We start from the raw sequence: 24,520 nt of genomic DNA, 5'->3' as shown, positions 1-24,520 counted from the left end.
TTATTTTAAATATATCTTAATACAATTGAGTATTCTTTTTCCAAAAATTTAACAATAAAATCTATTGTATCATTTATTTCACTATCCGTCATTGTTCTATCAAACCTTTGGAAAACAAAAGAAATAGTAATACTCTTCTTATTACTAGGTATTAACTTTCCAACATAAATATCACAAACACCAAAAAATACTACATTTCTAAATTTCACTAATTTACTAAGTATATTTTCTATATTGTGAATATCCATATTTTTATCTACTAAAAAAGATAAATCTCTAGAAATTTTAGGAAATTTTGAAAATTCTTTATATTTCTTTGGTTCAAATGTAAAAATTTTTTTAATTTTTTCCAAAAATAACTCAAATAAAATAATTCCATCAGGTAAAGAAAACATATTCGCAACATATGGATTTAATTTACCACACCATCCAATACAATCTGAATTAAAAACAATTTTTACTGACTGACATGGATGTAAAGCTTGATTTGCAAAAGAAACAAAATAAACATTTTTTATATTTAAAATAGAAAAAATCAATTCTAAATCTCCTTTTATATCATAAAAATCAAAGTTTTCTTCTGAATACTTATTCCAAGACAAATTGCTATTTCTTTTTCCTAATAATAAACCAGAAATACAAAATTTTTCTTTTAAACATCCATTGTTATTAGAAAATACTATGCCAGTTTCAAATAATTTTATCGATTCTTCTTTACGAAGAATATTATTTTTCACAGAAATAATTAAACCAGGCCATAAACTTATTCTCATATGTGAAGATTTTTCAGACATAGGATTAACTAATGATAAAATTTTTTTATTGTCAAATAAAACATTTTGCAAAATAGGATCTACAAAACTATAATTTATCACCTCACTATACCCTCTATTTACTAATAATAAAGAACATTTTTTAGATAAAAGATCAATAGGATCTATTGAACTAATTTTTAATAAAGAAACTATCTTTTTTCCAATAATTTTATTATATCCATAATATCTAACAATTTCTTCAATTAAATCTATTTCTAATTCAATATCAAAACGATATATAGGAACAGTTATAATCCAACATATATCACTCTTTTTTAAAAGTACCATATTTAATAATCGCAATATATTAGTCACTTTATTTTCAGATAAATAAAAACCTATCAATTTTTTAAAATTATTAAAATTAAAAAAAATTTTTTTTCTAGATGGAAAAAATTTTTCATTAGCAACTTTAAATACTGAAGAAAGACTCCCTCCAAGAATTTTTTTTAAAAGATCTGATACACGTTCTAAAGATAAAGATAATAAACTATAATCTATACCACGAGAAAATCTTTGAGAATATTCAGTATATATACTATATTTTTTAGAAGTTGATAAAATCAAATTCGGATCTAAAAAAAAATTACTAAAAAATAAATTTTTTACATTTTTATTAAAACAAACAGAACTATTATGTATCAATCCAGGCAATGCTAAAATTTTATTATTACTACACATAACTAAAGTTTTATCATCTAATATTATCTTCTTTCCATCAAAAGATTCAAACTGCTCTCCAAGATAGGATAATCTAATAACAATACTATTTTCATGTATCAGATCTAAATCAAAATAAAAAATAGGAATTCCAATTTCCAATACAACATAATTAATAATATCTACTACTGGAGAAACAATTTTAATATCAGATCTATTTAAACGTTCTTTTATCCAATCAGGCGTATAAGAATAACAATTAATATCTCGTATAATTCTTCCATTGTAAATTGGACAATATTTAAAATCATTTATATAAATATTTAATTTTTCATTAATATCTTTTTTCACAAATAAATTACTAAAAAAATTTTTTATAGGAGTTCCCATAAAAGAAGATATTTCTCTAGCTATACCTAATACACTAAAACAGTCAGTACGATTAAAATTTAAAGTAATATCTAAAACATTATCTTTTAACAATAAATATTTACATAAATCTGCACCAATAGGTGCAGTCTCATTTAGAATTAAAAGTTCATCAATATCATAACTTTTAGTATAAAAATTTAAATTATTATATGTACATAAAACTCCTTGAGAAATTTCTCCAAATATTAAATCTTCTTTCATAATAAATTTATTTAATAATTTTGAACCAACTAAAGCACAAGCAACTTTACTACCTATATAAATTTTTTCAGAAATTTTACAAACAACTTGTATAATATTAAAATTTTTATCTATTTGTAACTTACATATAATTAATCCATTTTTTTTTGGATGACGTATTATATCAATAACTTTTACGATTTTAACATCAGAAACACCACTAGACACTGGAAAAACTGATTTAACTTCTAATCCTATATTAGTTAAAATATCTACTAATTTATTAGTATCAATAGAAAAATCAATCCATTCACGCAACCAAAATTCACTTACTCTCATTATACTTATATAAAAAAATTAATATACATTCACAAATATAACTAATAAAACTAACTATAAAATAGAATTATTTATACAAATTGTCTTAAAAAAGATAAATCATTTTCAAACATTATCCTTATATCATCAATCCCAAAATATAACATTGCCAATCTATCCAATCCTATCCCAAATGCTAATCCTTGATAATCTTTAAATGCACTATTTATATTATTTAATATATTTGGATGTACCAAACCACATCCAAGAACCTCTATCCATCCTATAAATTTACATAACTTACATCCAGCACCTGAACAATTTATACACCTAATATCCATTTCAGCAGATGGTTCAGTAAATGGAAAATAAGATGATCTAAATCTAAGTACTATTTTTTTTTTGAAAAAATAATTAAAAAAATCTTCTAATAACCATTTTAAATTAGATAAATTAATAGATTTGTCTATCCATAAACCTTCCACCTGATGAAACATTGGAGTATGAGTTCGATCAAAATCTTTTCTATAAACTTTACCTAAAGATATTAATCTTAATGGAGGTAAACAATTCTCAATCATTCTAATCTGTATAGTAGTTGTATGGGTTCTTAATAACTTATCACTATTATTAATATAAAAAGTATCTTGTTCAGTACAAGCTGGATGATGATTTGAAATATTTAACGCCTCAAAATTATAAAATTTTGTTTCTATTTCAGGACCATTTATAAAATCAAATCCAAAATAACTAAAATAATCATAAACCATATGCTTTACTTGAGTAATTGGATGAAAAGATCCACAATGATTATTACGTCCAGATAAAGATATATCTAAATATTCAGTTGATAATTTTTCTAATAATTCTTTCTTTTTTAAAAAATTTTTTTTCTTTAAAAATAAAATTTCAATTTCATTTTTTATTTTATTAATTTTATTTCCTATAATAGGACGTTGATCAATAGATAAATTTAATAAATTTTTAATAATTTTTTTTAAACATCCATTTTTTCCTAAATATTTTATACGAATTTTTTCCAATAAAGAAAGATTATCAACTCTATCAATAGCAATTTGAATTTCTTTCTTTAAAATATCAATATCTTTTTCCTTCATAACAAACAATTATTTTTTTTAAAATAAAAAATTATTTTTTTATAAAAAAAGTACTTAACTTTAAAAATGTAATATTAATTAAAAATTAATTTAATTTAATATTATTAAATTAAATTAATTTTTTTTAATAATTCTGAAAAAATAGAATGATCATAAATAGCCATATTTGATAATATTTTTCTATTTAATGAAATACCCATTTTTTTTAATTTATATATAAACTTACTATAAGACAGTCCATATTGTCTAACCTTAGCATTAATTCGTATAATCCATAAAGATCTAAACTGTCTCTTTTTTTGTTTTCGATCTCGATAGGAATATTGATTCGCCCTAATCACAGCTTGTTTGGCTACACGAAAAACACGACTTCTAGCGCCATAATACCCTTTTGCTTTTTTTAAAATTTTCTTATGACGACTCCTCGATATTATACCTCTTTTAACTCTAGGCACTTTAACCTCCAGACTTATATAAACATTTTAATATCGAATATGTATTACATTTTTTTAAAAACTTATCAGATACACGCAAAGAACGTTTCCTTTTAGATGATTTCTTAGTAAGAATATGATTTCTATTAGCATGTCGATACTTAATTAAACCATTACCTAAAACCTTAAAACGTTTTTTAATACCACGATGTGATTTTAATTTTATCATTTGTATAATTCCTATATTTACTAAACATGAATAACATATTTTTAACTCTATTTTTTCGGACCTAAAATTATTAATAATTGACGTCCTTCACGTTTAGTTTTTTGTTCTACAACACCATACTCCATAGAGTCTTTCTGTAAACGATCCAATAAAGATATACCAATATCTTGATGTGATAATTCCCTTCCTCTAAATTTCAAAGTTATTTTTACTTTGTCTCCATCTTTTAAAAACCTAATTATATTACGTAATTTAATTAAATAATCTCTCTCATCCGTTGTTGGTCTAAATTTAATTTCTTTTAAATTTACTTTTTTTTGCTTTTTTTTAGATTCAGAATATTTTTTATTTAAATTAAATATAAACTTCCCATAATTCATTATTTTACATACAGGAGGATTTGCTTTTGAAGAAATTTCTACTAAATCATAATTTAACTCACTTGCCATTTTTAATGCATTATCTAAAGAAACAATACCAACTTGATTACCATTTATATCAATTAAACGAATTTCTTCAGCAAAAATTTGTTCATTAACTTTAACATTACAATTTTTCAAAATACTAAAATATTTATTATTCTTAATAATAATTAATATCTCCTAAACTTTTTGCTTTAGCTTTTAAAGCTATAGCATGTTTCAAAAAATTACACATTGAATCGATATTCATTAAACCTAAATTAATCCCTTCTCTGGTACGCATGGAAACCATGTTATTTTTTTTCTCTTTATTTCCTACTATTATTAAACAAGGTACTTTTTCTATAGTATACTTATAAATTTTTAAATTAATTCTTTCACTCTCCAAATTATATGCTACTCTAATACCTTCTTTTTGTAAAATTTTAGTAATTTTTATTGCATAATCATTCTGTTTATCACTAATAGGTAATATCATTACTTGTACTGGTGATAACCAAAATGGAAAAGAACCAGAATAATGTTCTATTAAAATACCTAAAAAACGTTCTAAAGAACCTAAAATAGCTCTATGTATCATAACAGGAATTTTATATTCATTATTTTTTGATATATATGTTGCTCCTAAATTTTGAGGCATAAAAAAATCTATCTGAACAGTTCCACACTGCCAAATTCTACCAAAACTATCCAATAAAGAACATTCTATTTTTGGACCATAAAAAGATCCTTTATTATTAATATTATTCCATTTAATATTTTTATAAATCAAAGAATCTTTTAAAGAATTTTCAGCAATATCCCATATAAAATCACTACCAATTCTTTTTTCAGGTCTAAATGCCAAATCATATTGAACATTATTAAAACCAAAATCTATATAAACTGATTCAATAACATTAATTATATCTACAATTTCATTTCGAAGTTGTTTTTCTGTACAAAATATATGAGCATCATCTTGAATCATATTTCTTAATCTCATTAAACCATGCAATGAACCAGATGGTTCATTTCTATGACAATTTCCAAATTCAGAAAATTTAATTGGTAATTCTTTATAACTATGAATTTTTTGATTATAAACTTGAACATGACACGGACAGCTCATAGGTTTTATAGCATAACTTCTTTTATTCGTATTTATAAAAAACATCTCTTTATTAAAATTTCTATAATGACCAGATAACTTCCATAATTTTTTATCTATCAATTGAGGAGTTTTAATTTCCTGATATTTATTTTTACTTAACAAATCTCTCAAATACCTTTTTATAAGGTTTAAAATTAATAAACCTTTTTCATGCCAAAAAACCATACCAGGAGCAATATCCTGAAAATGAAATAAATCTAACTGAATTCCTAATCTTCTATGATCTTTAGATTTTAAATTTTCTATATTTTTAAAATATAAATCTAAATCATTTTTATTTTTAAAAACAACACCATATATACGCTGTAACATTTCATTTTTAGAATTCCCTTTCCAATAAACACCTGAAACTTTTATTAATTTAAAAAATTTTAAATACCCAGTAAAAGGTACTTGAGGCCCCCTACATAAATCTATAAAATCTCCTTGTTTATAAAGAGAAAATATAGAACTTTTTGAAATTTCTTTTATAATTTTTACTTTGTATATTTCTTTTTTTGCTTTAAAAAAAGAAATAACTTGAGAATAATTATACTCACATCGTTCAATAGAATAATTTTTTTTAACAAATTCATACATTTTTTCTTCTATATGATATAAGTCATTTAAATTAAATGAACGTTTATAGTAAAAATCATAATAGAATTCTTCTTTTGCAGATGAACCACTTACTAATAAAACTTCAGGAAATAAAAATTTAACAACATTTGCTAAAAGATGCATAATAGAATGTCGTATTACAAATATCGCATTTCTATCATCTTCAGTAATAATTGATAAAAAACTATCTTTCTTTATAAGAAAACTAATATCAACAAACCTATTATCTATACTACCGGCCAATATTTTTTTTTTTGAAAAAAAATCAACAGTTTTAGCTGCATCCAAAACTGTGACAGGAGAATCAAAATATATACTTCTATCATTAGAAAATGTAATATTTGGCATAATTTAATATATTAAAAAAATTTTATTTTCTATTAATAAAATTTTAATGAAAACTTACTTGTTTTTTTATATAACATAAAATATATAAAAAATATATAATAATTAGGCACGAGTGGAATCGAACCACCAACCACCACCATGTCAAGATGATACTCTACCATTGAGCTACGCGCCTTCTTTTTAAAAAAATTCTTTTTATAAATAAATCTTACTTAACAAAAAAAACCTGGTAATCACCTACTTTAACATGAAGAAACTTCATACTATCATCGGCGCATATTCGTTTCACTTCTGAGTTCGAAATGGGATCAGGTGGTTCCAAATCGCTATAATTACCAGGAAAGCTTTTAATAAACTTAAAAACAATCAAAATTTTTTAAACAAGAAAAAACATCGAAAAATTAATAATAAGATTTTACATTATATGATCAAGACAATCAGCCTATTAGTACGAGTTAGCTACACTCATTACTGAGCTTACACACCTCGCCTATCAACGTTGTAGTCTTCAACGGGCTTCAAGGGAAAACTCATCTTGAGGCAGGCTTCCCACTTAGATGCTTTCAGCGGTTATCCTTTCCAAACATAGCTACCCGGCTATGCAACTGGCGTTACAACCGGAACACCATAGGTTTGTCCACTCCGATCCTCTCGTACTAGGAGCAGCTCCTCTCAATTTTCCTACGCCCACGGCAGATAGGGACCGAACTGTCTCACGACGTTCTAAACCCAGCTCGCGTACCACTTTAAATGGCGAACAGCCATACCCTTGGGACCTGCTTCAGCCCCAGGATGTGATGAGCCGACATCGAGGTGCCAAACACCGCCGTCGATATGAACTCTTGGGCGGTATTAGCCTGTTATCCCCGGAGTACCTTTTATTCGTTGAGCGATGGCCCTTCCATACAGAACCACCGGATCACTAAGACCTACTTTCGTACCTGCTTGACCTGTCAGTCTCGCAGTTAAGCACCCTTTTGCCTTTGCGCTCTTAGTACGATGTCCGACCGTACCGAGGGTACCTTTGCGCTCCTCCGTTACTCTTTAGGAGGAGACCGCCCCAGTCAAACTACCCACCATACATTGTCCTTAAGCTTGATCAAAGCTTGAAGTTAGAATTCCAATAATAACAGGGTGGTATTTCAAGGTCGGTTCCATATAAACTGGCGTCCATACTTCATAACCTCCCACCTATCCTACACAATCATTATCAAAATTCAATATAAAGCTATAGTAAAGGTTCACGGGGTCTTTCCGTCTAGCCGCGGGTATACTGCATCTTCACAGCAATTTCAATTTCACTGATTCTTGGGTGGAGACAGTGTGGCCATCGTTACGCCATTCGTGCAGGTCGGAACTTACCCGACAAGGAATTTCGCTACCTTAGGACCGTTATAGTTACGGCCGCCGTTTACCGAGGCTTCAATCTATTGCTTCAAAATCATAAATTGATTTTTAACAATATCAGTTAACCTTCCGGCACCGGGCAGGCGTCACACCCTATACTTCTTCTTACGAATTTGCAGAGTGCTGTGTTTTTAATAAACAGTCGCAGCCACCTATTCTCTGCGGCCAAATTAAGCTCAATTATAATTGATATTATAATCCCACTAAAAATGGCATACCTTCTCCCGAAGTTACGGTATTATTTTGCCTAGTTCCTTCACCCAAGTTCTATCAAGCGCCTTAGTATTCTCTACCCATCTACCTGTGTCGGTTTGCGGTACGTATTTTTATAAGTTAAGGTTAGTAGATTTTCTTGGAAAATGGCTTCAACAACTTCTTCACACCTATGCGGTCAAATCCTTCAGCACCTTAACGTATATACTTTTGTATATATGGAACGGGATTTTCCTCGTTCCTCGTCTATATGCCTCTACCAGAAATCCAATAACCGGCTTGCCTAGCCTTTTTCGTCCCTACAAATCACCACTTATAAAAAGTTCAGGAATATTAACCTAATGTCCATCGGCTACGTCTTTCGACCTTACCTTAGGATATCGACTAACCCTGCCCCGATTAACGTAGGGCAGGAAACCTTAGACTTTCGGCGAGGAGGTTTTTCACCCCCTTTATCGTTACTCATGTCAGCATTCGCTCTTCTGATACCTCCAGTTTACTTCACAATAAACCTTCTACGGCCTACAGAATGCTCCCCTACCTACTCATATAGGATCTTTTTATACATAAAAAAATATATAAAAAACATATATAAGTATCGTAGCTTCGGTGAATAATTTAGCCCCGTTAAATCTTCCGTGCAAGATGACTCAACCAGTGAGCTATTACGCTTTCTTTAAAGGATGGCTGCTTCTAAGCCAACCTCCTGGATATCTATGCCTTCTCACTTCGTTTTATCACTTAATTATTACTTAGGGACCTTAGCTGACGATCTGGGTTGTTTCCCTTTCCACAACGGACGTTATCACCCGATGTGTGTTTCCCATGATACAATTAATCCGTATTCGTAGTTTGCATCGGTTTAGTAGATCATTTAAGACCCCCTAGCCGAAACAGTGCTCTACCCCAGATAATTAATCTCACAAGACGCTACCTAAATAGCTTTCGGGGAGAACCAGCTATCTCCGAGCTTGTTTAGCCTTTCACTCCTAGCCACACCTCATCCGATAATTTTTCAACATTACCCGGTTCGGACCTCCAATTAGTGTTAACTAATCTTCATCCTGGACATGGCTAGATCGCCCGGTTTCGGGTCTATTTCTAGCGACTATACAAATAAAAAAATACAAACGCCCTATTAAGACTCGATTTCTCTACGGCTCCCTTCTAACAAAGTTAACCTCGCCACTAAAAATAACTCGCTGACCCATTATACAAAAGGTACGCAGTCACTAATAAAAACATACCTATAAATAAATTATAAATATATCATTTTAGCTCCCACTGCTTGTACGCAAACAGTTTCAGTTTCTATTTCACTCCCCTCTCCGGGGTTCTTTTCACCTTTCCCTCACGGTACTTGTTCACTATCGGTCAGTAAGTAGTATTTAGCCTTAGATGATGGTCCACCTATCTTCAACCAAGATTTCTCGTGTCCCGGTCTACTTATTAATGTACTTAGTCTCCGTATAAATACTATATACAGGACTTTCACCTTCTACGGTTAACTTTTCCAAGTTATTCTATAACTCATTAAATACGTAACTTACATTGGCTTCTTCCTTTTCGCTCGCCACTACTTAGGAAATCTCAATTTTGATTTCTTTTCCTCTAGATACTAAGATGTTTCAATTCTCTAGGTTCGCTTTTAAACTCTATTTTATTCAAGTTTAAATAACCAATAAATTGGTTAGGTTTCCCCATTCGGATACCTTTGGTTCTTTCGCCTGCTTTCAGCTTACCAAAGATTTTCGCAGAATGCCACGTCCTTCATCGCCTCTTACTGCCTAGGCATCCACTATTTGCGCTTATTTTTCTTGATCATATAAAATAAAATCTCTATTAAAAATTTTATTACCTGATTTTGCTTGTGTATACCTAAATGCATTTTCTAAATTGTTAAATAGCAAAACATATAAAAAATCTAGTGGAGTCGGGGAGAATTGAACTCCCGACCATCTGCGTGCAAAACAGAAGCTCTACCAACTGAGCTACGACCCCAAAAAAATAAAAACTTATAAAAAATATAAAACAAACCAATCAGACACGATAATCCAATTATGATATTTCATTCCATATACTTCGTAAGGAGGTGATCCAGCCGCAGGTTCCCCTACGGCTACCTTGTTACGACTTCACCCCAGTTATGAACCACACCGTGGTCAACGTCCTCCTAAAAAATTTTAGGTTAAACTATTGACTTCTGGTGCAACCCACTTCCATGGTGTGACGGGCGGTGTGTACAAGGCCCGGGAACGTATTCACCGCGACATGCTGATTCGCGATTACTAGCGATTCCGACTTCATGAAGTCGAGTTGCAGACTTCAATCCGGACTACGACTCGCTTTTTAGGATTGGCTCCAGGTCTCCCTTTAGCTACCCTCTGTACGAGCCATTGTAGCACGTGTGTAGCCCTACCCATAAGGGCCATGATGACTTGACCTCATCCCCCCCTTCCTCCGATTTTTCATCGGCAGTCTTCTTAGAGTCCCCGACTTTATCGATGGCAACTAAGAACAAGGGTTACGCTCGTTACGGGACTTAACCCAATATCTCACAACACGAGCTGACGACAGCCATGCAGCACCTGTATCAGCGTTCCTCCCGGCACTTTAACATCTCTGTTAAATTCGCTGTATGTCAAGGGTAGGTAAGGTTCCTCGCGTTGCATCGAATTAAACCACATGCTCCACCGCTTGTGCGGGCCCCCGTCAATTCCTTTGAGTTTTAATCTTGCGACCGTACTCCCCAGGCGGTCAACTTAACGCGTTAGCTTCGCTACTTATCATTAAATAATGACCAACAGCTAGTTGACAACGTTTACAGCATGGACTACCAGGGTATCTAATCCTGTTTGCTCCCCATGCTTTCGTGCCTCAGTGTCAGTTTTGGGCCAGGTAGTCGCCTTCGCCACTGATGTTCCTTCCGATATCTACGCATTTCACTGCTACACCGGAAATTCCACTACCCTATCCCATACTCTAGTTTGGTAGTTTTATCTGCACTTCCTAAGTTAAGCTTAGGTCTTTCACAAATAACTTACCATACAACCTACGCACCCTTTACGCCCAGTAATTCCGATTAACGCTTGCACCCTCCGTATTACCGCGGCTGCTGGCACGGAGTTTGCCGGTGCTTATTCTGTAAGTAACGTCCAATATAAAATGTATTAAATTTTATATTCATCTTCCTTACCAAAAGTGCTTTACAACCCTCAGGCCTTCTTCACACACGCGGCATTGCTGGATCAGGGTTGCCCCCATTGTCCAATATTCCCCACTGCTGCCTCCCGTAGGAGTCTGGGCCGTGTCTCAGTCCCAGTGTGGCTGACCGTCCTCTCAGACCAGCTACTGATCGTTGCCTTGGTAAGCCATTACCTTACCAACTAGCTAATCAGACGCAGGCTGCCCTTAAAGCGTTAGGCCTTTATTATCGGTCCCCAACTTTTCTCCATAGAGAATATTCAGTATTAGCCTAAGTTTCCCTAGGTTATCCTAAACTTTAAGATACATTCCTACGTTATACTCACCCGTTCGCTACTCGCCATCAATTTAAGATTTAACTCTTAAACCATGCTGCCGTTCAACTTGCATGTGTTATGCATGCCGCCAGCGTTCAATCTGAGCCAGGATCAAACTCTTCAGTTTAATTCTCTAGCATTTTACTTTACATACTTACTAGCTATATACCACTTTACTATTCATAACTATCATAAAGTGTCCTCATAGTCTGTTCCAAATTTTTAAAGAACTTTATCTATACTAAAAATACAAAATATTATACTTACTTAATAAGTTTGTCAAACTTTTTACAAAAAATATATTTCATCATTATTTTTTTAAAATAAATTTAGAATAACGTAATTTACCAACTTGTATAATATATATTTTATTTTCAAAAAATCGTATAGATAAATCACAAATACGCTTACCATCAATCTTAACAGCACCTTGCTTTATTAAACGAAAAGATTCAGAATTACTTCGAGAAAAATTCAAATGTCTCAAAATATTTATAATAGATAACTCCTTATTATATAAAATGGTTTCTACAATTAAATTCTTTGGAACTAATTTATTTCTAAACTTATCTATAAATACCTTATGTGCTAAATCAGCATCTTTCTGACTGTATAAAAACATAACCAATTTTTTAGCTAGTAAAACTTTAATATTCATTATATCTAATCCACTAATCTTTTTTGTTTTACTAAATAAATTAGATTTACATAAAGATTTTAAATTTAACACTTCAATATAGTGCCACATTATATCATCTGAAATAGACATAATTTTTCCAAATATTTCTTCAGGAGATTCATTGATTCCAATATAATTATTAAAAGACTTTGACATTTTTCTAACACCATCCAAACCGATCATTAATGGTAACATTATGATACATTGAGGCATTAATCCATATTTCTTTTGAATTTCTCTTCCAATTAATAAATTAAATTTCTGATCAATCCCTCCTATTTCAATATCAGCATTTAATACCATAGAATCATATCCTTGCAATAAAGGATATAAAAATTCATTAATTAAAATAGATTTTTTAGAAAAATATCTTCTTCGAAAATCTTCCCTTTGAAACATTCTAGAAACAGAACACTTAGACATTAAAATAAAAAAATCTTCTATACTTAAAGTATTTAACCATTCAGAATTATAAACTATCTTCGTTTTATCTTTATCAAGAACTCTAAAAATTTGTTCTTCATAAAACCTAATATTACTCTTAATACTTTCTTTAGAAATAGGAACACGAGAAATACTATTTCCACTAGGATCACCTATTCTAGCAGTAAAATCACCAATTAAACAAACAATCTGATGCCCCAACATTTGAAATTGACTTAATTTCTTAAGAATAAGAAAATGACCTAAATGCAAATCTGCAGATGTTGGATCAAAACCAGCTTTAATAATTAATTTCTTCTTACTTGTTAATTTATCAATCAACTCATTCATTGATATAATTTCACAACATCCAGCAATTAACTCATTATACCAAACTTGTTTCTCTAAACTATAAATTCCTAACATATAAGTTCATTATAATAAACAAAAAATTTTAAATTACACACAAATACAATAACAAATAATTTTATTAAAAAACTATTTTTTTAATATCAATAAATACTATCTTTCATTTAATTAAAATTAACTTCTTAAAAAAAAATGAAAAATAATAATACTAGAAACAATTCCAAAAAAATCAGCCAATAAACCAACTAAAACAGTATACCTCGTATTTTTAATACCTATAATACCAAAATAAGTAGTAATAATATAAAAAGTAGTTTCCGTACTACCCATCATAATCGCAGCCATTTTTGCAATATCAGAATTTCCTCCATATTCATGCATTAATTCTGCCATAATTCCTATAGATGCACTACCAGAAAATGGCCTAATTAATATTAATGGTAATAATGAAGAAGGAATACCCAACTTAAACAACACAGGATGAAGAATTTTTTCAATTATCTCAAAAAAACCAGATGAACGTAACATACCAACAGCAACTATCATAGCTACTAAATACGGTACTAAAACAATACTGGTCGAAAATCCATCTTTTGCTCCAGAAACAAAAACATCAAAAACATTAATCTTTACAAAAGCAGCATAAACAAAAACAAAAATAAAGAAAAAAACAAATAAAAAACTAAAAAATTTACTTAAATCAATAAACATATTATTGTATCTCGCTATATGAAAAAACTTTTTATTTATCTACTCATAAATATGATACCTTTCAAAACTCTTCGTAAAAAAGATAGCTACAATAGTAGATACCGATGTAGCTAATAAAATAGCACCTATAATCTTTCCAGGATGTAAATTTCCATTCATAGAAAGTAAAGCAAGTGTAGTTATAGGTATAACTTGTATACTAGACACATTAATAGCCACAAAAGTACACATAGAATGTGTAGCATATTCAACATAATTATTCAATTTATGTAATTCCTTCATTGCCTGTAAACCAAATGGAGTAGCAGCATTAGATAAACCTAAAATATTAGCAATTATATTTAATGACATAGCTTTAATCGCTGGATGAAAAATTGGAATATCCGGAAATAAAACATACATAATAGGATTAAGAACTCTAGATAAATAATTAATTAAACCAGAATCCAGAATAACTTGCATAACACCTAACCATAATGCCATTATTCCAGATAAATTAATAGCAATTTGAAAACCAAATTTAGCAGATTTAATAATAGACAACATCAATTGTTCTACACGATTTTGAATGATTGCACTAATAAAAGATAGTATAATCATACTTAACCAGATTAAATTTATCATTTTAAACCATATATTCTAAACAAAAACATTATTTTTTTTAAATGCCTATTTACACCATCTCAAAATCTTTCTAATAAAACTAAATTAACAATTTCAAATACTAAATTAAAAAACATAACAAAATTTATTAAACAATAAATAATTTATTTCAATTTAAATATATAAACTACACACAAACTAATTTAGATTGCTAAAATACTTATATTGATAATATAAGTTCAAAATTTAATAACAAAAAAATTTTATTTAGTTTTATTAACATAAGTTTCCTTCAAAAAAAATGCTAAAATAACAGCAATAATAATACCAATAGGTATACTAGATAAAGCAAATTGATAATCAATTCTAGTATATAAATCTTTAACACTATTAATATTATCTATTTTACTTAAAAAAACTTTGTTTGTATGTAATGATAAACTTAAATCTAATAAATTTCCTACAAAAGGCTGCAAAAACATTGCTCCAAGCATTACTATCATATTTGTCACTGCCATTGAAGTACCAGAATACTCTTCAGATCCTATCTCTCTACCAATAACAAACACAATACACTGAACACTATATAATATACCTAAAATAAATACTAAAAAATCAATTGAACATTTATTTAACCAAGGATAATACAAAATTATTAACATAACAATTGCCGCTCCAGAAGCTCCAAATAACATTGGTATCTTACGACATCGTAATCTATCAGATATATATCCCATTAAAGGAGCGCCAACAGTAAAACCAAAAAATAATAAGGAATTAGCAAAATTAGCTTCTTCTTGTGTAAAATTGCAAGCATGAACTAAATAAGGAACACCCCATAATTCAGCAAACACAGTAGTAGGTAAATAAACTAAACATCCAAAAAAACCATTTACCCAAATTTGTTTGTTACAAATAGTAACACATAAACTTATAAAACTTTTTCTAAAGCTTAAATATAAATTATCAGAAACTCTATATTGTTTTTTATCTCTAATACCAATCCATAACATAACAGCTAAAAAAAATCCAAAAAGAGCAGTAAAATTTACAGCTCTCTTCCAACCTACAGCGATTACCAACTCTCCAAGTAAGTTATCTGCAATCATAGCACCAATAGTTCCTAAAGATGCAGTTATTCCTGCTATTAAAGCTAATTTATCCCTTGGAAGCCAAATTGTTGCTAATTTTAAAACACCAACAAATGCAAAAGAAGATCCAAAACCAACTAAAAATCTTCCTACCGCAGCAATCCAAAATATATTTGTATTAGAAAATACAAAAGTCCCTATAACACAAAAAAAACAAGCCACTGTTAAAGATAATCTAGGGCCATAATAATCTAACAACATACCAACAGGCAATTGCATTGGAACATAAGCACAATAATAAAAAACAGATAAAAATCCAAATCCAGTAGCTGACAAATGAAAATATTCACGTAAAGAACTTTCCATAACACTAGGAAAAATACGTAAAAAATATTCATAACTATAATACAAAGCACTAAGACCACATATAAGCCAATAAAATATTGTACATTGTCTTTTTTTACTTAAAAATATTTTATTTTCTATCTTGTCTTCATACATAAAAAGTCCTAAATTTATATGAAATTAATGTAAAAAACTATATTTTTCCAAAATATTTTCTCTAATCAAAAACTTTATCAAATTAACATAAAAAACAAAATTTTTTTTAAAAAAACTAATTTTTACTAAAATACAATTTTAATTCGATACCCAATAAAATAAAAAACTAACAAAAAATTAAATATGTTAATTAATAAATATTATAACAATAAGTATATTATTTAAAAATAAAATTCAAAACATAAAAAAAGGCGCTAAACAAGCGCCAATATCATAAAAATATATCTTTTATATCCTTTTATGCTATTATTAATTTCAATTATATAAAAATAAAAATATTTTATTTTAATTTATAACGATCTATAAATTTTTGTACTCTACCACCAGAACTAACCATTTTTTGTGTTCCCGTATAAAATGGATGACACTGTGAACAAATTTCAACGTCCAAATCTTTATCTAAAGTTGAACCAACAACAAAATAATAACCACAATTACACCTAATTGTGATATCAGTATATTTAGGATGTATTGAGTCTTTCATTAAGATTTCTCCAATTTATACATATTATATAATATAATAATAATTATTAATCTTTATTAATTAATAAATTTTAACAACAATAATTAAAAATTATTAACATAATGCATATCACAAAAAAAACTTTATTCAATAAATAATCTATTATAAACAAATTTACTTTGTAAAAAAATATCTAAATTATATAATTCAACATACACCATACTGGTACATGATCTGAAGGTTTATTCAACCCTCTAAGATATTTATCAATTCCAAAATCTATACACATCTTTAATAAATTATCACTTAATAATATATGATCTATACGAAAACCCTTATTCAATTTAAAACTATTAAATCTATAATCCCACCAACTAAAAAAACGTTTATTCTTTAAAAATACACTAAATATATCTTTAAAACCTAAAGATAATATTCTAAAAAAAAAATCACGTTCAATTTTACTAACTAATAAACAATCTTTGATTCTTATAGAATCATAAACATCATTATCTCTTGGAGCAATATTAAAATCTCCTAAAATAATCAATTTTGAATAAAAATACAATTGACTCTTAATAAATGAAATCAAATCTTCTAACCACATTAACTTATACAAAAATTTTTCTGAATTCATATTAAAACCATTTGGAACATATACATTAATAATTCTAATATCTAAAATTGTAACAGCTAAAATACGAGCACCTAACCATCCTAAATTTTTATAATTAATTACACTTTTCATTATTGGAAATTTACTTATAATAGCAACTCCATTATAAGATTTCTGACCATTGAACATTACATAATAACCTAAATCAAAAAATATTTTTTCTGGAAACTCTTTATTTTGTAATTTTGTCTCTTGCAACGCTAATACATCTATATTAAAAAATTTAATCCAATCTAAAATATAACTTAAACGAACTTTTAAAGAATTAACATTCCACGTAGCAAATTTAATCAAACCAATTACCATTATATTCAATAACAAGAGGAGCATGATCAGACCAACGATTCTCTTTACAAATATTAACACTATACACACTATTTGCTAAACCTTTTGTAATAATCTGATAATCAATTCTCCAACCTATATTATAAATCCAAGATTTAAAATTACGATAACTCCACCAAGTATACTGATCTCTATTTTTATTTAATATACGAAAAGCATCTACTAAATTAAAATCTCTAAACAACTTATCCATCCATTTTCTTTCTTCTATTAAAAAACCAGATTTTTTTTGATTATCACGCCAATTCCTAACATCTATCTTTTTATGTGCAATATTGAAATCTCCACAAAAAACTATTTCCCTTCCAGATTTTATAAAACTTAACAAAAATTTTAAAAAATTATTTAAAAACTTATATTTTACTTCTTGTCTATAACTTCCACTACTTCCAGAAGGAAAATAAACAGATGCAACACTAAATTTTGAATAATCAAATTGCAAATATCTACCTTCACTATCACATAAAAAATAATCTAAACCAAACTTAACATATTTAGGTTTATAACGAGAAAATATTGCAACACCACTATAACCATTTCTCTCAGCACTAAAATACGTACAAAAATAATCTTTAAAATTATAAATACTTTCCTTCGGCAAAAAAATTCTATTTCTATCTATTTTAACTCTAACTTCTTGAATACATATTATATCAGCATTTTGTATATATAACCAATCAAAAAATCCTTTTTTTATAACTGAACGAATCCCATTAACATTAAAACTAATAATTTTCATTAAAAATATAAATTAACACTTTACTAAATAAAAGTAACTATTTAAAAAAATAAATATAATTCAGTTAATATCTCAATATGAAACTAAAATAATACACTTCTTATACTAATATAATTTTCAAAATAAAAATACCTATATAAATAAAAAATTCACAATTTTTTTTAAACTAAAAAATCAAATAACATTTTTAAAAAAATTTAAAGAAAGTACACTCAACAAAATAAAAATTTTATTATATAACCAAATATATTAATTTCCATATAGGTAAAAATAATTTTTTACTACGACGTTCAAACTTTGTTAATGGTCTTTCATTGCTATTTAAAAAAAATAAATAACTATTTTCAATATTACTGATATAATTATCATTAATTGGTTTTAAACTAGAATAACTATTAAAAATACTTCTCATACTATTCGCATAACTCTTACAATCTGTTATACAAAATAGAAAACCATAATCTCTTATCTTTGATATAAGAGATTTAACAAAATTAAATTGAATTAATCGACGTTTATGATGTTTTCTCTTTGGCCAAGGATCTGGAAAAAAAATCTGTACACCCATTAAAGATTTATCTTTTATTTGATACCGAAAAACATCAACAGCATCATAAGGTGCAACGCGAATATTTTTAATATTTCTATCTTCTATAGAAGCTAAAATATTCCCAATCCCAGGATTATACACATCAATACCAATAAAATTTAAATTTAAATTTTTCTCAGCCGCAAAAAGTAAAAAATCTCCCATACCAAATCCTATCTCTATAACAGTATCTGTTTTTCTATTAAAAATAGAATAAAAATCCCATTTTTCATAATTCAAATCTAACTTATAAAAACATAACAATCTATTTAAAGCTTGAAACTGTCTATTACTAATTCTTCTATTAGATCTTATAGAAAAACTCTTAATTCTATTCAACATATATATTACAAAACATAATTTACTTAATAAATAACTTAAAATTTCAATTACATTAATAAAAAAACTAATTAATAATTTTAAAATATTTAAAAAAAATAATATTTAATTGCATTTTATATTACTATAATGATACAATTTTTAGAAAAATAAATTTATTATTTAATAATTATCTAATATGTCTCGAAAATGTAAAATAACTAAAAAACGACCAATGAAAGGTAACAATGTATCCCATTCCAACAATAAAACAAAAAGAAAATTTTTTCCAAATTTACACTTTCACCGTTTTTGGGTTCCAAAAAAAAATAAATTTATAAGAATTAAAATAAGTAAAAAAGGTATAAAAATATTAGAAAAAAAAGGAATTGATATATAATTAATAGATTATTTTAATATATATAAAAAATATAAAAAATGTCAAAATCTAGAATAAAAATAAAGTTATTATCCACATCAGGAACTGGATATTTTATTACAACAACAAAAAATAATAAAAACACTCCTAATAAATTAAAACTAATGAAATACGACCCTACTATAAAAAAACATTGTTTATTTGAAGAAAAAAAAATAAAATAAAGATAATATATTTAAAATAAAAACATACCATATTATCTAGTAAATATTAAAATATAATATTCTATTATATATAGAAACATTTATCAGAATAAATCAAATTAATTTTAAAAAAAATACTTCATACAAAACATAAAGAAAATAATATCTTACTTATACTAAAAATAAGCATATATTCTTTATTCCATCTTACTAAGATAGTAAGATAAATATAATAAAAACAATAAATAATCCTAATCACCATAATCAAAATTAATATATGTTATATATTAACAACCAAAAAAACAATTTGATATATATTTTTTAAAATAAATATTAAATTTCATAAATCTATCTCATACATATATATCCATAACTAAATACGAATAAAATATATAAAAATATATAAAAATATTTTATATTAAACAATATCTTAACAATTAACTTATAATTTATTCTGAATTATTCTAATTTATCCAAATTAAATTAATACAAAAACTAAATTTAAAATCAAACCATTATAAAAATATGATATAATCAAACACTAAATTAGCACAATAAATTAATTATCATAAATAAAAGTCAATTATGAATTCTAAAGCATTTACCATCGTCCTAAAAAAAACATCAATGTTATCAAAAAATGTTAAAAGCCTCATTTTTAAAATCAAAAATGAAAAATATGCGTTCTCTTATAAACCAGGTCAATTTATTACAATATTTTTTAACTACAAAAATCAAATAATTAAAAGAAGCTACAGTATAGCTAACATACCAAATGAAAAAAAATATATAGAAATTGCAGTAAGTTATGTAAAAAACGGTTTAGCAACAGATATATTATTTAATTTAAAATATAATGAATGTTTAAATATAAATGGACCTTTTGGAAGGCTTATACTAAAAACTAATGATCAAACATTTAAACGTTATATTTTTTTAGCTACTAATACAGGAATAGCTCCATACAGATCTATGATAAATGAATTAAAAACTAAACTAGAATGTAACAAAGATTTAAAAATAATTATCTTACAAGGAGTCAAAACAAGAGAAGATATTCTATTTAAAAATGAATTTATCGAATTTTCAAAAAAATATCCTCAAACTTTGTTTAAAGCATGTTTTAGTCAAGAAAAAAATATATTAAATCATTATGAATTCTTAGGATATGTACAAAATGCATTAATAAATTTAAATTTAAATGCAAAAAATGATATTATTTATTTATGTGGAAATCCTAATATGATCAATCAGTCAACAACTATATTAAAAAAAATTGGATTCGAATCCCAACAAATTATACGAGAAAAATATATATCAAAATAAATAAAATCAAATTTAACAATAAAATTGTAATAACTTAATAAACTAATATAAAATTAACAAATAAAAAATATAAAACTTGAAAATACAAATAAATATCCTATATCTATAAGATATAAAATAGATTTATACATACTATTTTTAATTAGTAAATAATTTTAATAATTACAAAATAATTATATTATCACACACTCTTTTAAAAAAAACTAAACATTTATAAGAATTTATATTTTTTATATAAAATAAAAACTATTATTCTTTTTAATATAAAACAACAAAACATGAGTTTTATTACTAATAATATCAAACTTGCTATTTCTTATATTAAACAAGGAAAAATTGTAGCAATACCAACAGAAACAGTTTATGGACTAACAACCAATATTTATAATGTTAAATCTATTAAAAAAATATTTTTCATAAAAAAAAGGCCTTTCAATTATCCACTAATTATACATATAAATAAAAATTGGAATATAAAACAATGGATTTCTTTCGTTCCACAATATGTTTATACACTAACCAAAAATTTTTGGCCAGGACCGTTAACATTAGTAATGAAAGCAAAACCAAATATACATATCAACCCTTTAATAATCTCTCATACAAACACTATAGCATTAAGATGCTCTTCACATCCCATCTTATATTCTATCTTAAAAAAACTAAAAATACCTTTAGTAATAACATCAGCAAACACTTTTGGGAAAATAAGTCCAACTACAGCTAAACATACACAAGAATATCTAAAAAATGAAAACATACTTATTTTAAATGGGAACCGATGTTCTATCGGTATAGAATCAACCGTGATAGATGCAACAAAAAAAAATAAATTAAACATATTACGATTAGGTGCTATTAACTCTGAAAGTATAAAAAATATACTTTTAAAAACAAAAAAAATTAACAATTTTTATCAAAAAAAACAAAAAAAACATATAACTATTCATTCCAATCAATTTAATAAAAATTACTTATTTAATAAACCATTATATTTTTTTAAAAATATAGATACAATCAAAAATTTTTATAAAAAAAACCAAATGTCAATATATATATTGGCGTTCTCTAATATTAAATTAGTACCACAAACATCATTATTTTATAAATTTTCAAATAAAATTAAGCAAAGTACATTCGAATTTTATTTTCAACTATGGAAAGCAGAAAAATCAATAGCAAAAATAATAGCAATTGAAATGCCACCCAATACAACGCAATGGGAAGCAATAAAAGATCGAATAAAAAAAATTTCTGTTCCAATAGAATCTATAAATCAATACACTCATTAAAAAAACAATTATTATTAAGTGTACTCATAATATGATAATATATATTTCATATAATTAATAAATATTAAACTCTCTAAAAACATATAAATTTATAAAAAAAACTATTTTTTATCTTTAGATAGCATAAATATACCAGGGGCATTACGCAAATATTCTTTATAATCCATACCATAACCAAATATAAAATTATTTTTAACTCTTAATCCAATAAAATCTGCATTTTTAAAATTTGAAGAAACACGATTTTCATTTTTTTTATCTACCAAAACAGCACTATAAACTTTTTTTGTTTTCATTTTTTTTATTTTTTCAATTATTTTAGATAAAGTAATTCCAGCATCTAAAATATCGTCTACAACCAACACTGTACGATTAACTAAATTAATTCTAGGTTTTACTTTCCATTTTAAAATTCCACCATTGATATCTCCACAATAACGAGTAACATGAATATAATCTACTTCTAATGGAAAATTAAGTCTAATTAATAAATTTCCCATTAAAACTAATCCTCCAACCATAACACATACTATAACTGGATTTTTATCATACAACTCATTACTTATACTGATAGCCATTTTGTCTAAAGCAGCTTCTATCTCTTCTATTTTAAATAAACATACCGATTCTTTATAAATCTTTCTAATTTTTAGTGGAATAAACATATTTTTTTATATATAATATTTACTCTTTATTTTTATTTGGAATTGGAAAAACATTTAGTTTACCAATATTTTTTGTACGATCATAAACTTTAGAAACACCCCTTTTTCTAACTTCATCTATTCTAAATATAGAATTCATTGGAATAAATGTTCTTAAAACACTACCAAATTCTATTTTCAAACGCTCTTCAGAAGGATCTACAATAAAAGAAGTAGTCTCTCCAAATATAAAATCTTCTACTTCAATAAAACCAAATATCTCACTTTCAGAAATTTTACTAGCATATATTTCATATACTACATCTTGATTCGAAAATGTAATTCGATATAAAGATTTTTTCAACATTTAATTACCTAAAACTATTAAGTACTCAATAAATTAATACAAAATATTATCACTAAAATATAAAAACTATTTCATATTATAGCACTAATAAATTAATTCCAAAAAATGACTACATAAATTTTAAAACTTCAATAAAAAATTTTTTTTTTAAAAATATAAATAAAAAATTAACCTCTAAAAATGTTATATAAATAGTTATTAATACATCAGTTAAATAATGTTGCATAAGCAACACACGAGAAAAAGATACAATAAAAGCAAAAAATATTAATATATAAAAAAAATAAGGATATATGGTGGAAATTCCTAATGCTATACTAATGATAGTCGTTGTATGACTAGAAGGAAAAGACCAAAAAAAATTGTTAAACTTTAAACCATATACGCCATATAATCCTTCAAGAAAAAATAACTTTGGCCTAGAACGACCAATTAGAATTTTTAAAAATCCACAACAAATATTTGGTATAAATATACATAAAAAAAGAAATAAAAATCTATAAAACCATATAAAAGACATATAAAAATATCTAAAATAAATAATAAAAAATATAAAAAATATTAGATATGTATACCATACTCCAAATTTAGTAAGCCAATTAAAAAATACAAAAAATCTTATTTTTAATTTACTAACATATATAACGAAAATTAAATCATAAAAAAAAACAATATTATCAAAAATAAATAAAAAGCTAAAAACAGTGGATTTAAAAAAATTAAAAAAATTTTATTTAAAAGCAAAATATTTTCACTAAAAACACTTTTATATTTCATAACTAACAAATCAATAATAATATTTAATTTCAATTAACACTAAATTCAAATAACAATTTAGATTTATTAAATAATAATAAAAATTAATTTTTCCTTTAAAATTACTTAAAAAAAA

The 24,520-nt window shown here is 26.4% G+C and carries 21 protein-coding genes, 2 tRNA genes and 3 rRNA genes; 4 read left to right on the top strand and 22 right to left on the bottom strand.

What is annotated here, in order from left to right; translation table 11 throughout:
- Window positions 1-5: 5 nt before the first annotated feature.
- The 19 genes from pheT to trmB all read right to left on the bottom strand — a co-directional run bounded on the left by pheT (window position 6) and on the right by trmB (window position 19,441).
- On the bottom strand, window positions 6-2,426 hold the full coding sequence (gene pheT / locus CCU22_RS02100) for a phenylalanine--tRNA ligase subunit beta (protein WP_100114930.1): 2,421 nt from the start codon (window positions 2,424-2,426) through the stop codon (window positions 6-8).
- A gap of 71 nt (window positions 2,427-2,497) precedes the next feature.
- The gene (gene pheS / locus CCU22_RS02095; RefSeq protein ID WP_100114929.1) at window positions 2,498-3,523 is read right to left on the bottom strand and encodes a phenylalanine--tRNA ligase subunit alpha; all 1,026 of its coding nucleotides are present in this window, start codon (window positions 3,521-3,523) and stop codon (window positions 2,498-2,500) included.
- Window positions 3,524-3,627: 104 nt separating this feature from the next.
- Complete coding sequence (gene rplT / locus CCU22_RS02090) at window positions 3,628-3,978, bottom strand: 50S ribosomal protein L20 (RefSeq protein ID WP_100114928.1); 351 nt, start codon at window positions 3,976-3,978, stop codon at window positions 3,628-3,630.
- Between the two features lies 1 nt (window position 3,979).
- Entirely contained in the window at window positions 3,980-4,186 is a 207-nt protein-coding gene (gene rpmI / locus CCU22_RS02085) for a 50S ribosomal protein L35 (protein ID WP_100114927.1), read from the bottom strand.
- Window positions 4,187-4,233: 47 nt separating this feature from the next.
- Complete coding sequence (gene infC, locus CCU22_RS02080) at window positions 4,234-4,746, bottom strand: translation initiation factor IF-3 (protein WP_233485103.1); 513 nt, start codon at window positions 4,744-4,746, stop codon at window positions 4,234-4,236.
- A 22-nt stretch (window positions 4,747-4,768) separates the two neighbouring features.
- Window positions 4,769-6,709: a threonine--tRNA ligase gene (gene thrS, locus CCU22_RS02075; RefSeq protein ID WP_100114925.1), complete on the bottom strand. Its 1,941-nt coding sequence runs from the start codon at window positions 6,707-6,709 to the stop codon at window positions 4,769-4,771.
- A gap of 103 nt (window positions 6,710-6,812) precedes the next feature.
- A tRNA-Val gene (locus CCU22_RS02070) sits at window positions 6,813-6,884 on the bottom strand.
- Window positions 6,885-6,933: 49 nt separating this feature from the next.
- Window positions 6,934-7,049: ribosomal RNA gene (gene rrf, locus CCU22_RS02065) — 5S ribosomal RNA — on the bottom strand.
- 84 nt (window positions 7,050-7,133) lie between these two features.
- A 23S ribosomal RNA gene (locus tag CCU22_RS02060) occupies window positions 7,134-10,152 on the bottom strand.
- Between the two features lie 105 nt (window positions 10,153-10,257).
- Window positions 10,258-10,330, bottom strand: a tRNA-Ala gene (locus CCU22_RS02055).
- 84 nt (window positions 10,331-10,414) lie between these two features.
- Window positions 10,415-11,977: ribosomal RNA gene (locus CCU22_RS02050) — 16S ribosomal RNA — on the bottom strand.
- Together the 16S, 23S and 5S rRNA genes with 2 tRNA genes alongside form the textbook arrangement of a ribosomal RNA operon.
- Window positions 11,978-12,160: 183 nt before the next feature.
- Entirely contained in the window at window positions 12,161-13,378 is a 1,218-nt protein-coding gene (tyrS, locus tag CCU22_RS02045) for a tyrosine--tRNA ligase (protein ID WP_100114924.1), read from the bottom strand.
- 117 nt (window positions 13,379-13,495) lie between these two features.
- Window positions 13,496-14,032, bottom strand: coding sequence for a spore maturation protein (locus CCU22_RS02040; protein ID WP_100114923.1), 537 nt, complete (start codon window positions 14,030-14,032; stop codon window positions 13,496-13,498).
- Window positions 14,033-14,071: 39 nt separating this feature from the next.
- Window positions 14,072-14,656, bottom strand: a complete 585-nt coding sequence (locus CCU22_RS02035; protein ID WP_100114922.1) for a nucleoside recognition domain-containing protein — start codon at window positions 14,654-14,656, stop codon at window positions 14,072-14,074.
- A 242-nt stretch (window positions 14,657-14,898) separates the two neighbouring features.
- The gene (locus tag CCU22_RS02030; RefSeq protein ID WP_100114921.1) at window positions 14,899-16,227 is read right to left on the bottom strand and encodes an MFS transporter; all 1,329 of its coding nucleotides are present in this window, start codon (window positions 16,225-16,227) and stop codon (window positions 14,899-14,901) included.
- A gap of 340 nt (window positions 16,228-16,567) precedes the next feature.
- Entirely contained in the window at window positions 16,568-16,771 is a 204-nt protein-coding gene (gene rpmE / locus CCU22_RS02025) for a 50S ribosomal protein L31 (protein ID WP_100114920.1), read from the bottom strand.
- 172 nt (window positions 16,772-16,943) lie between these two features.
- Window positions 16,944-17,756: an exodeoxyribonuclease III gene (gene xth, locus CCU22_RS02020; protein ID WP_233485102.1), complete on the bottom strand. Its 813-nt coding sequence runs from the start codon at window positions 17,754-17,756 to the stop codon at window positions 16,944-16,946.
- Complete coding sequence (locus tag CCU22_RS02015; RefSeq protein WP_100114919.1) at window positions 17,713-18,510, bottom strand: exodeoxyribonuclease III; 798 nt, start codon at window positions 18,508-18,510, stop codon at window positions 17,713-17,715. Before CCU22_RS02015 ends, xth begins: the two co-directional genes overlap by 44 nt.
- Before the next feature lie 232 nt (window positions 18,511-18,742).
- Window positions 18,743-19,441 carry a tRNA (guanosine(46)-N7)-methyltransferase TrmB gene (gene trmB, locus CCU22_RS02010; RefSeq protein WP_100114918.1) on the bottom strand — a complete coding sequence of 233 codons (699 nt, stop codon included), beginning with the start codon at window positions 19,439-19,441 and terminating at the stop codon, window positions 18,743-18,745.
- A gap of 175 nt (window positions 19,442-19,616) precedes the next feature.
- Between trmB and rpmB the strand changes: the two genes are divergently transcribed.
- The 4 genes from rpmB to CCU22_RS01990 all read left to right on the top strand — a co-directional run bounded on the left by rpmB (window position 19,617) and on the right by CCU22_RS01990 (window position 22,617).
- Window positions 19,617-19,817 (top strand): 50S ribosomal protein L28, encoded by a 201-nt coding sequence (rpmB, locus tag CCU22_RS02005; RefSeq protein WP_100114917.1) that lies wholly within the window; start codon window positions 19,617-19,619, stop codon window positions 19,815-19,817.
- Window positions 19,818-19,855: 38 nt separating this feature from the next.
- Window positions 19,856-20,020 carry a 50S ribosomal protein L33 gene (rpmG, locus tag CCU22_RS02000; RefSeq protein WP_100114916.1) on the top strand — a complete coding sequence of 55 codons (165 nt, stop codon included), beginning with the start codon at window positions 19,856-19,858 and terminating at the stop codon, window positions 20,018-20,020.
- 564 nt (window positions 20,021-20,584) lie between these two features.
- The gene (locus CCU22_RS01995; protein WP_100114915.1) at window positions 20,585-21,325 is read left to right on the top strand and encodes an FAD-binding oxidoreductase; all 741 of its coding nucleotides are present in this window, start codon (window positions 20,585-20,587) and stop codon (window positions 21,323-21,325) included.
- Between the two features lie 278 nt (window positions 21,326-21,603).
- The gene (locus CCU22_RS01990; RefSeq protein ID WP_100114914.1) at window positions 21,604-22,617 is read left to right on the top strand and encodes an L-threonylcarbamoyladenylate synthase; all 1,014 of its coding nucleotides are present in this window, start codon (window positions 21,604-21,606) and stop codon (window positions 22,615-22,617) included.
- Between the two features lie 101 nt (window positions 22,618-22,718).
- On the opposite strand, the gene CCU22_RS01985 is transcribed toward CCU22_RS01990, so the two are convergent.
- From CCU22_RS01985 to CCU22_RS01975, 3 genes are all read right to left on the bottom strand, one after another.
- Window positions 22,719-23,282: a hypoxanthine-guanine phosphoribosyltransferase gene (locus tag CCU22_RS01985; protein ID WP_100114913.1), complete on the bottom strand. Its 564-nt coding sequence runs from the start codon at window positions 23,280-23,282 to the stop codon at window positions 22,719-22,721.
- 19 nt (window positions 23,283-23,301) lie between these two features.
- On the bottom strand, window positions 23,302-23,628 hold the full coding sequence (locus CCU22_RS01980; protein WP_100114912.1) for a DUF1820 family protein: 327 nt from the start codon (window positions 23,626-23,628) through the stop codon (window positions 23,302-23,304).
- A gap of 109 nt (window positions 23,629-23,737) precedes the next feature.
- Complete coding sequence (locus CCU22_RS01975) at window positions 23,738-24,148, bottom strand: phosphatase PAP2 family protein (RefSeq protein ID WP_100114911.1); 411 nt, start codon at window positions 24,146-24,148, stop codon at window positions 23,738-23,740.
- Window positions 24,149-24,520 lie beyond the last annotated feature (372 nt).

It is taken from the genome of Candidatus Legionella polyplacis (assembly GCF_002776555.1).
GTDB lineage: Bacteria > Pseudomonadota > Gammaproteobacteria > Legionellales > Legionellaceae > Legionella_E > Legionella_E polyplacis.
This window is presented reverse-complemented; position numbering and strand designations above follow the sequence as displayed.

Coding starts and splice junctions, on each gene's coding strand:
- rpmG (WP_100114916.1), top strand. CDS start 19,856: ATGTCAAAATCTAGAATAAAAATAAAGTTATTATCCACATCAGGAACT.
- trmB (WP_100114918.1), bottom strand. CDS start 19,441: ATGTTGAATAGAATTAAGAGTTTTTCTATAAGATCTAATAGAAGAATT.
- CCU22_RS02030 (WP_100114921.1), bottom strand. CDS start 16,227: ATGTATGAAGACAAGATAGAAAATAAAATATTTTTAAGTAAAAAAAGA.
- pheT (WP_100114930.1), bottom strand. CDS start 2,426: ATGAGAGTAAGTGAATTTTGGTTGCGTGAATGGATTGATTTTTCTATT.
- CCU22_RS01975 (WP_100114911.1), bottom strand. CDS start 24,148: ATGTCTTTTATATGGTTTTATAGATTTTTATTTCTTTTTTTATGTATA.
- CCU22_RS01990 (WP_100114914.1), top strand. CDS start 21,604: ATGAGTTTTATTACTAATAATATCAAACTTGCTATTTCTTATATTAAA.
- CCU22_RS02035 (WP_100114922.1), bottom strand. CDS start 14,656: ATGATAAATTTAATCTGGTTAAGTATGATTATACTATCTTTTATTAGT.
- CCU22_RS01995 (WP_100114915.1), top strand. CDS start 20,585: ATGAATTCTAAAGCATTTACCATCGTCCTAAAAAAAACATCAATGTTA.
- rpmE (WP_100114920.1), bottom strand. CDS start 16,771: ATGAAAGACTCAATACATCCTAAATATACTGATATCACAATTAGGTGT.
- rpmI (WP_100114927.1), bottom strand. CDS start 4,186: ATGATAAAATTAAAATCACATCGTGGTATTAAAAAACGTTTTAAGGTT.
- CCU22_RS02015 (WP_100114919.1), bottom strand. CDS start 18,510: ATGAAAATTATTAGTTTTAATGTTAATGGGATTCGTTCAGTTATAAAA.
- pheS (WP_100114929.1), bottom strand. CDS start 3,523: ATGAAGGAAAAAGATATTGATATTTTAAAGAAAGAAATTCAAATTGCT.
- thrS (WP_100114925.1), bottom strand. CDS start 6,709: ATGCCAAATATTACATTTTCTAATGATAGAAGTATATATTTTGATTCT.
- tyrS (WP_100114924.1), bottom strand. CDS start 13,378: ATGTTAGGAATTTATAGTTTAGAGAAACAAGTTTGGTATAATGAGTTA.
- CCU22_RS01980 (WP_100114912.1), bottom strand. CDS start 23,628: ATGTTGAAAAAATCTTTATATCGAATTACATTTTCGAATCAAGATGTA.
- xth (WP_233485102.1), bottom strand. CDS start 17,756: ATGCTCCTCTTGTTATTGAATATAATGGTAATTGGTTTGATTAAATTT.
- CCU22_RS02040 (WP_100114923.1), bottom strand. CDS start 14,032: ATGTTTATTGATTTAAGTAAATTTTTTAGTTTTTTATTTGTTTTTTTC.
- rpmB (WP_100114917.1), top strand. CDS start 19,617: ATGTCTCGAAAATGTAAAATAACTAAAAAACGACCAATGAAAGGTAAC.
- CCU22_RS01985 (WP_100114913.1), bottom strand. CDS start 23,282: ATGTTTATTCCACTAAAAATTAGAAAGATTTATAAAGAATCGGTATGT.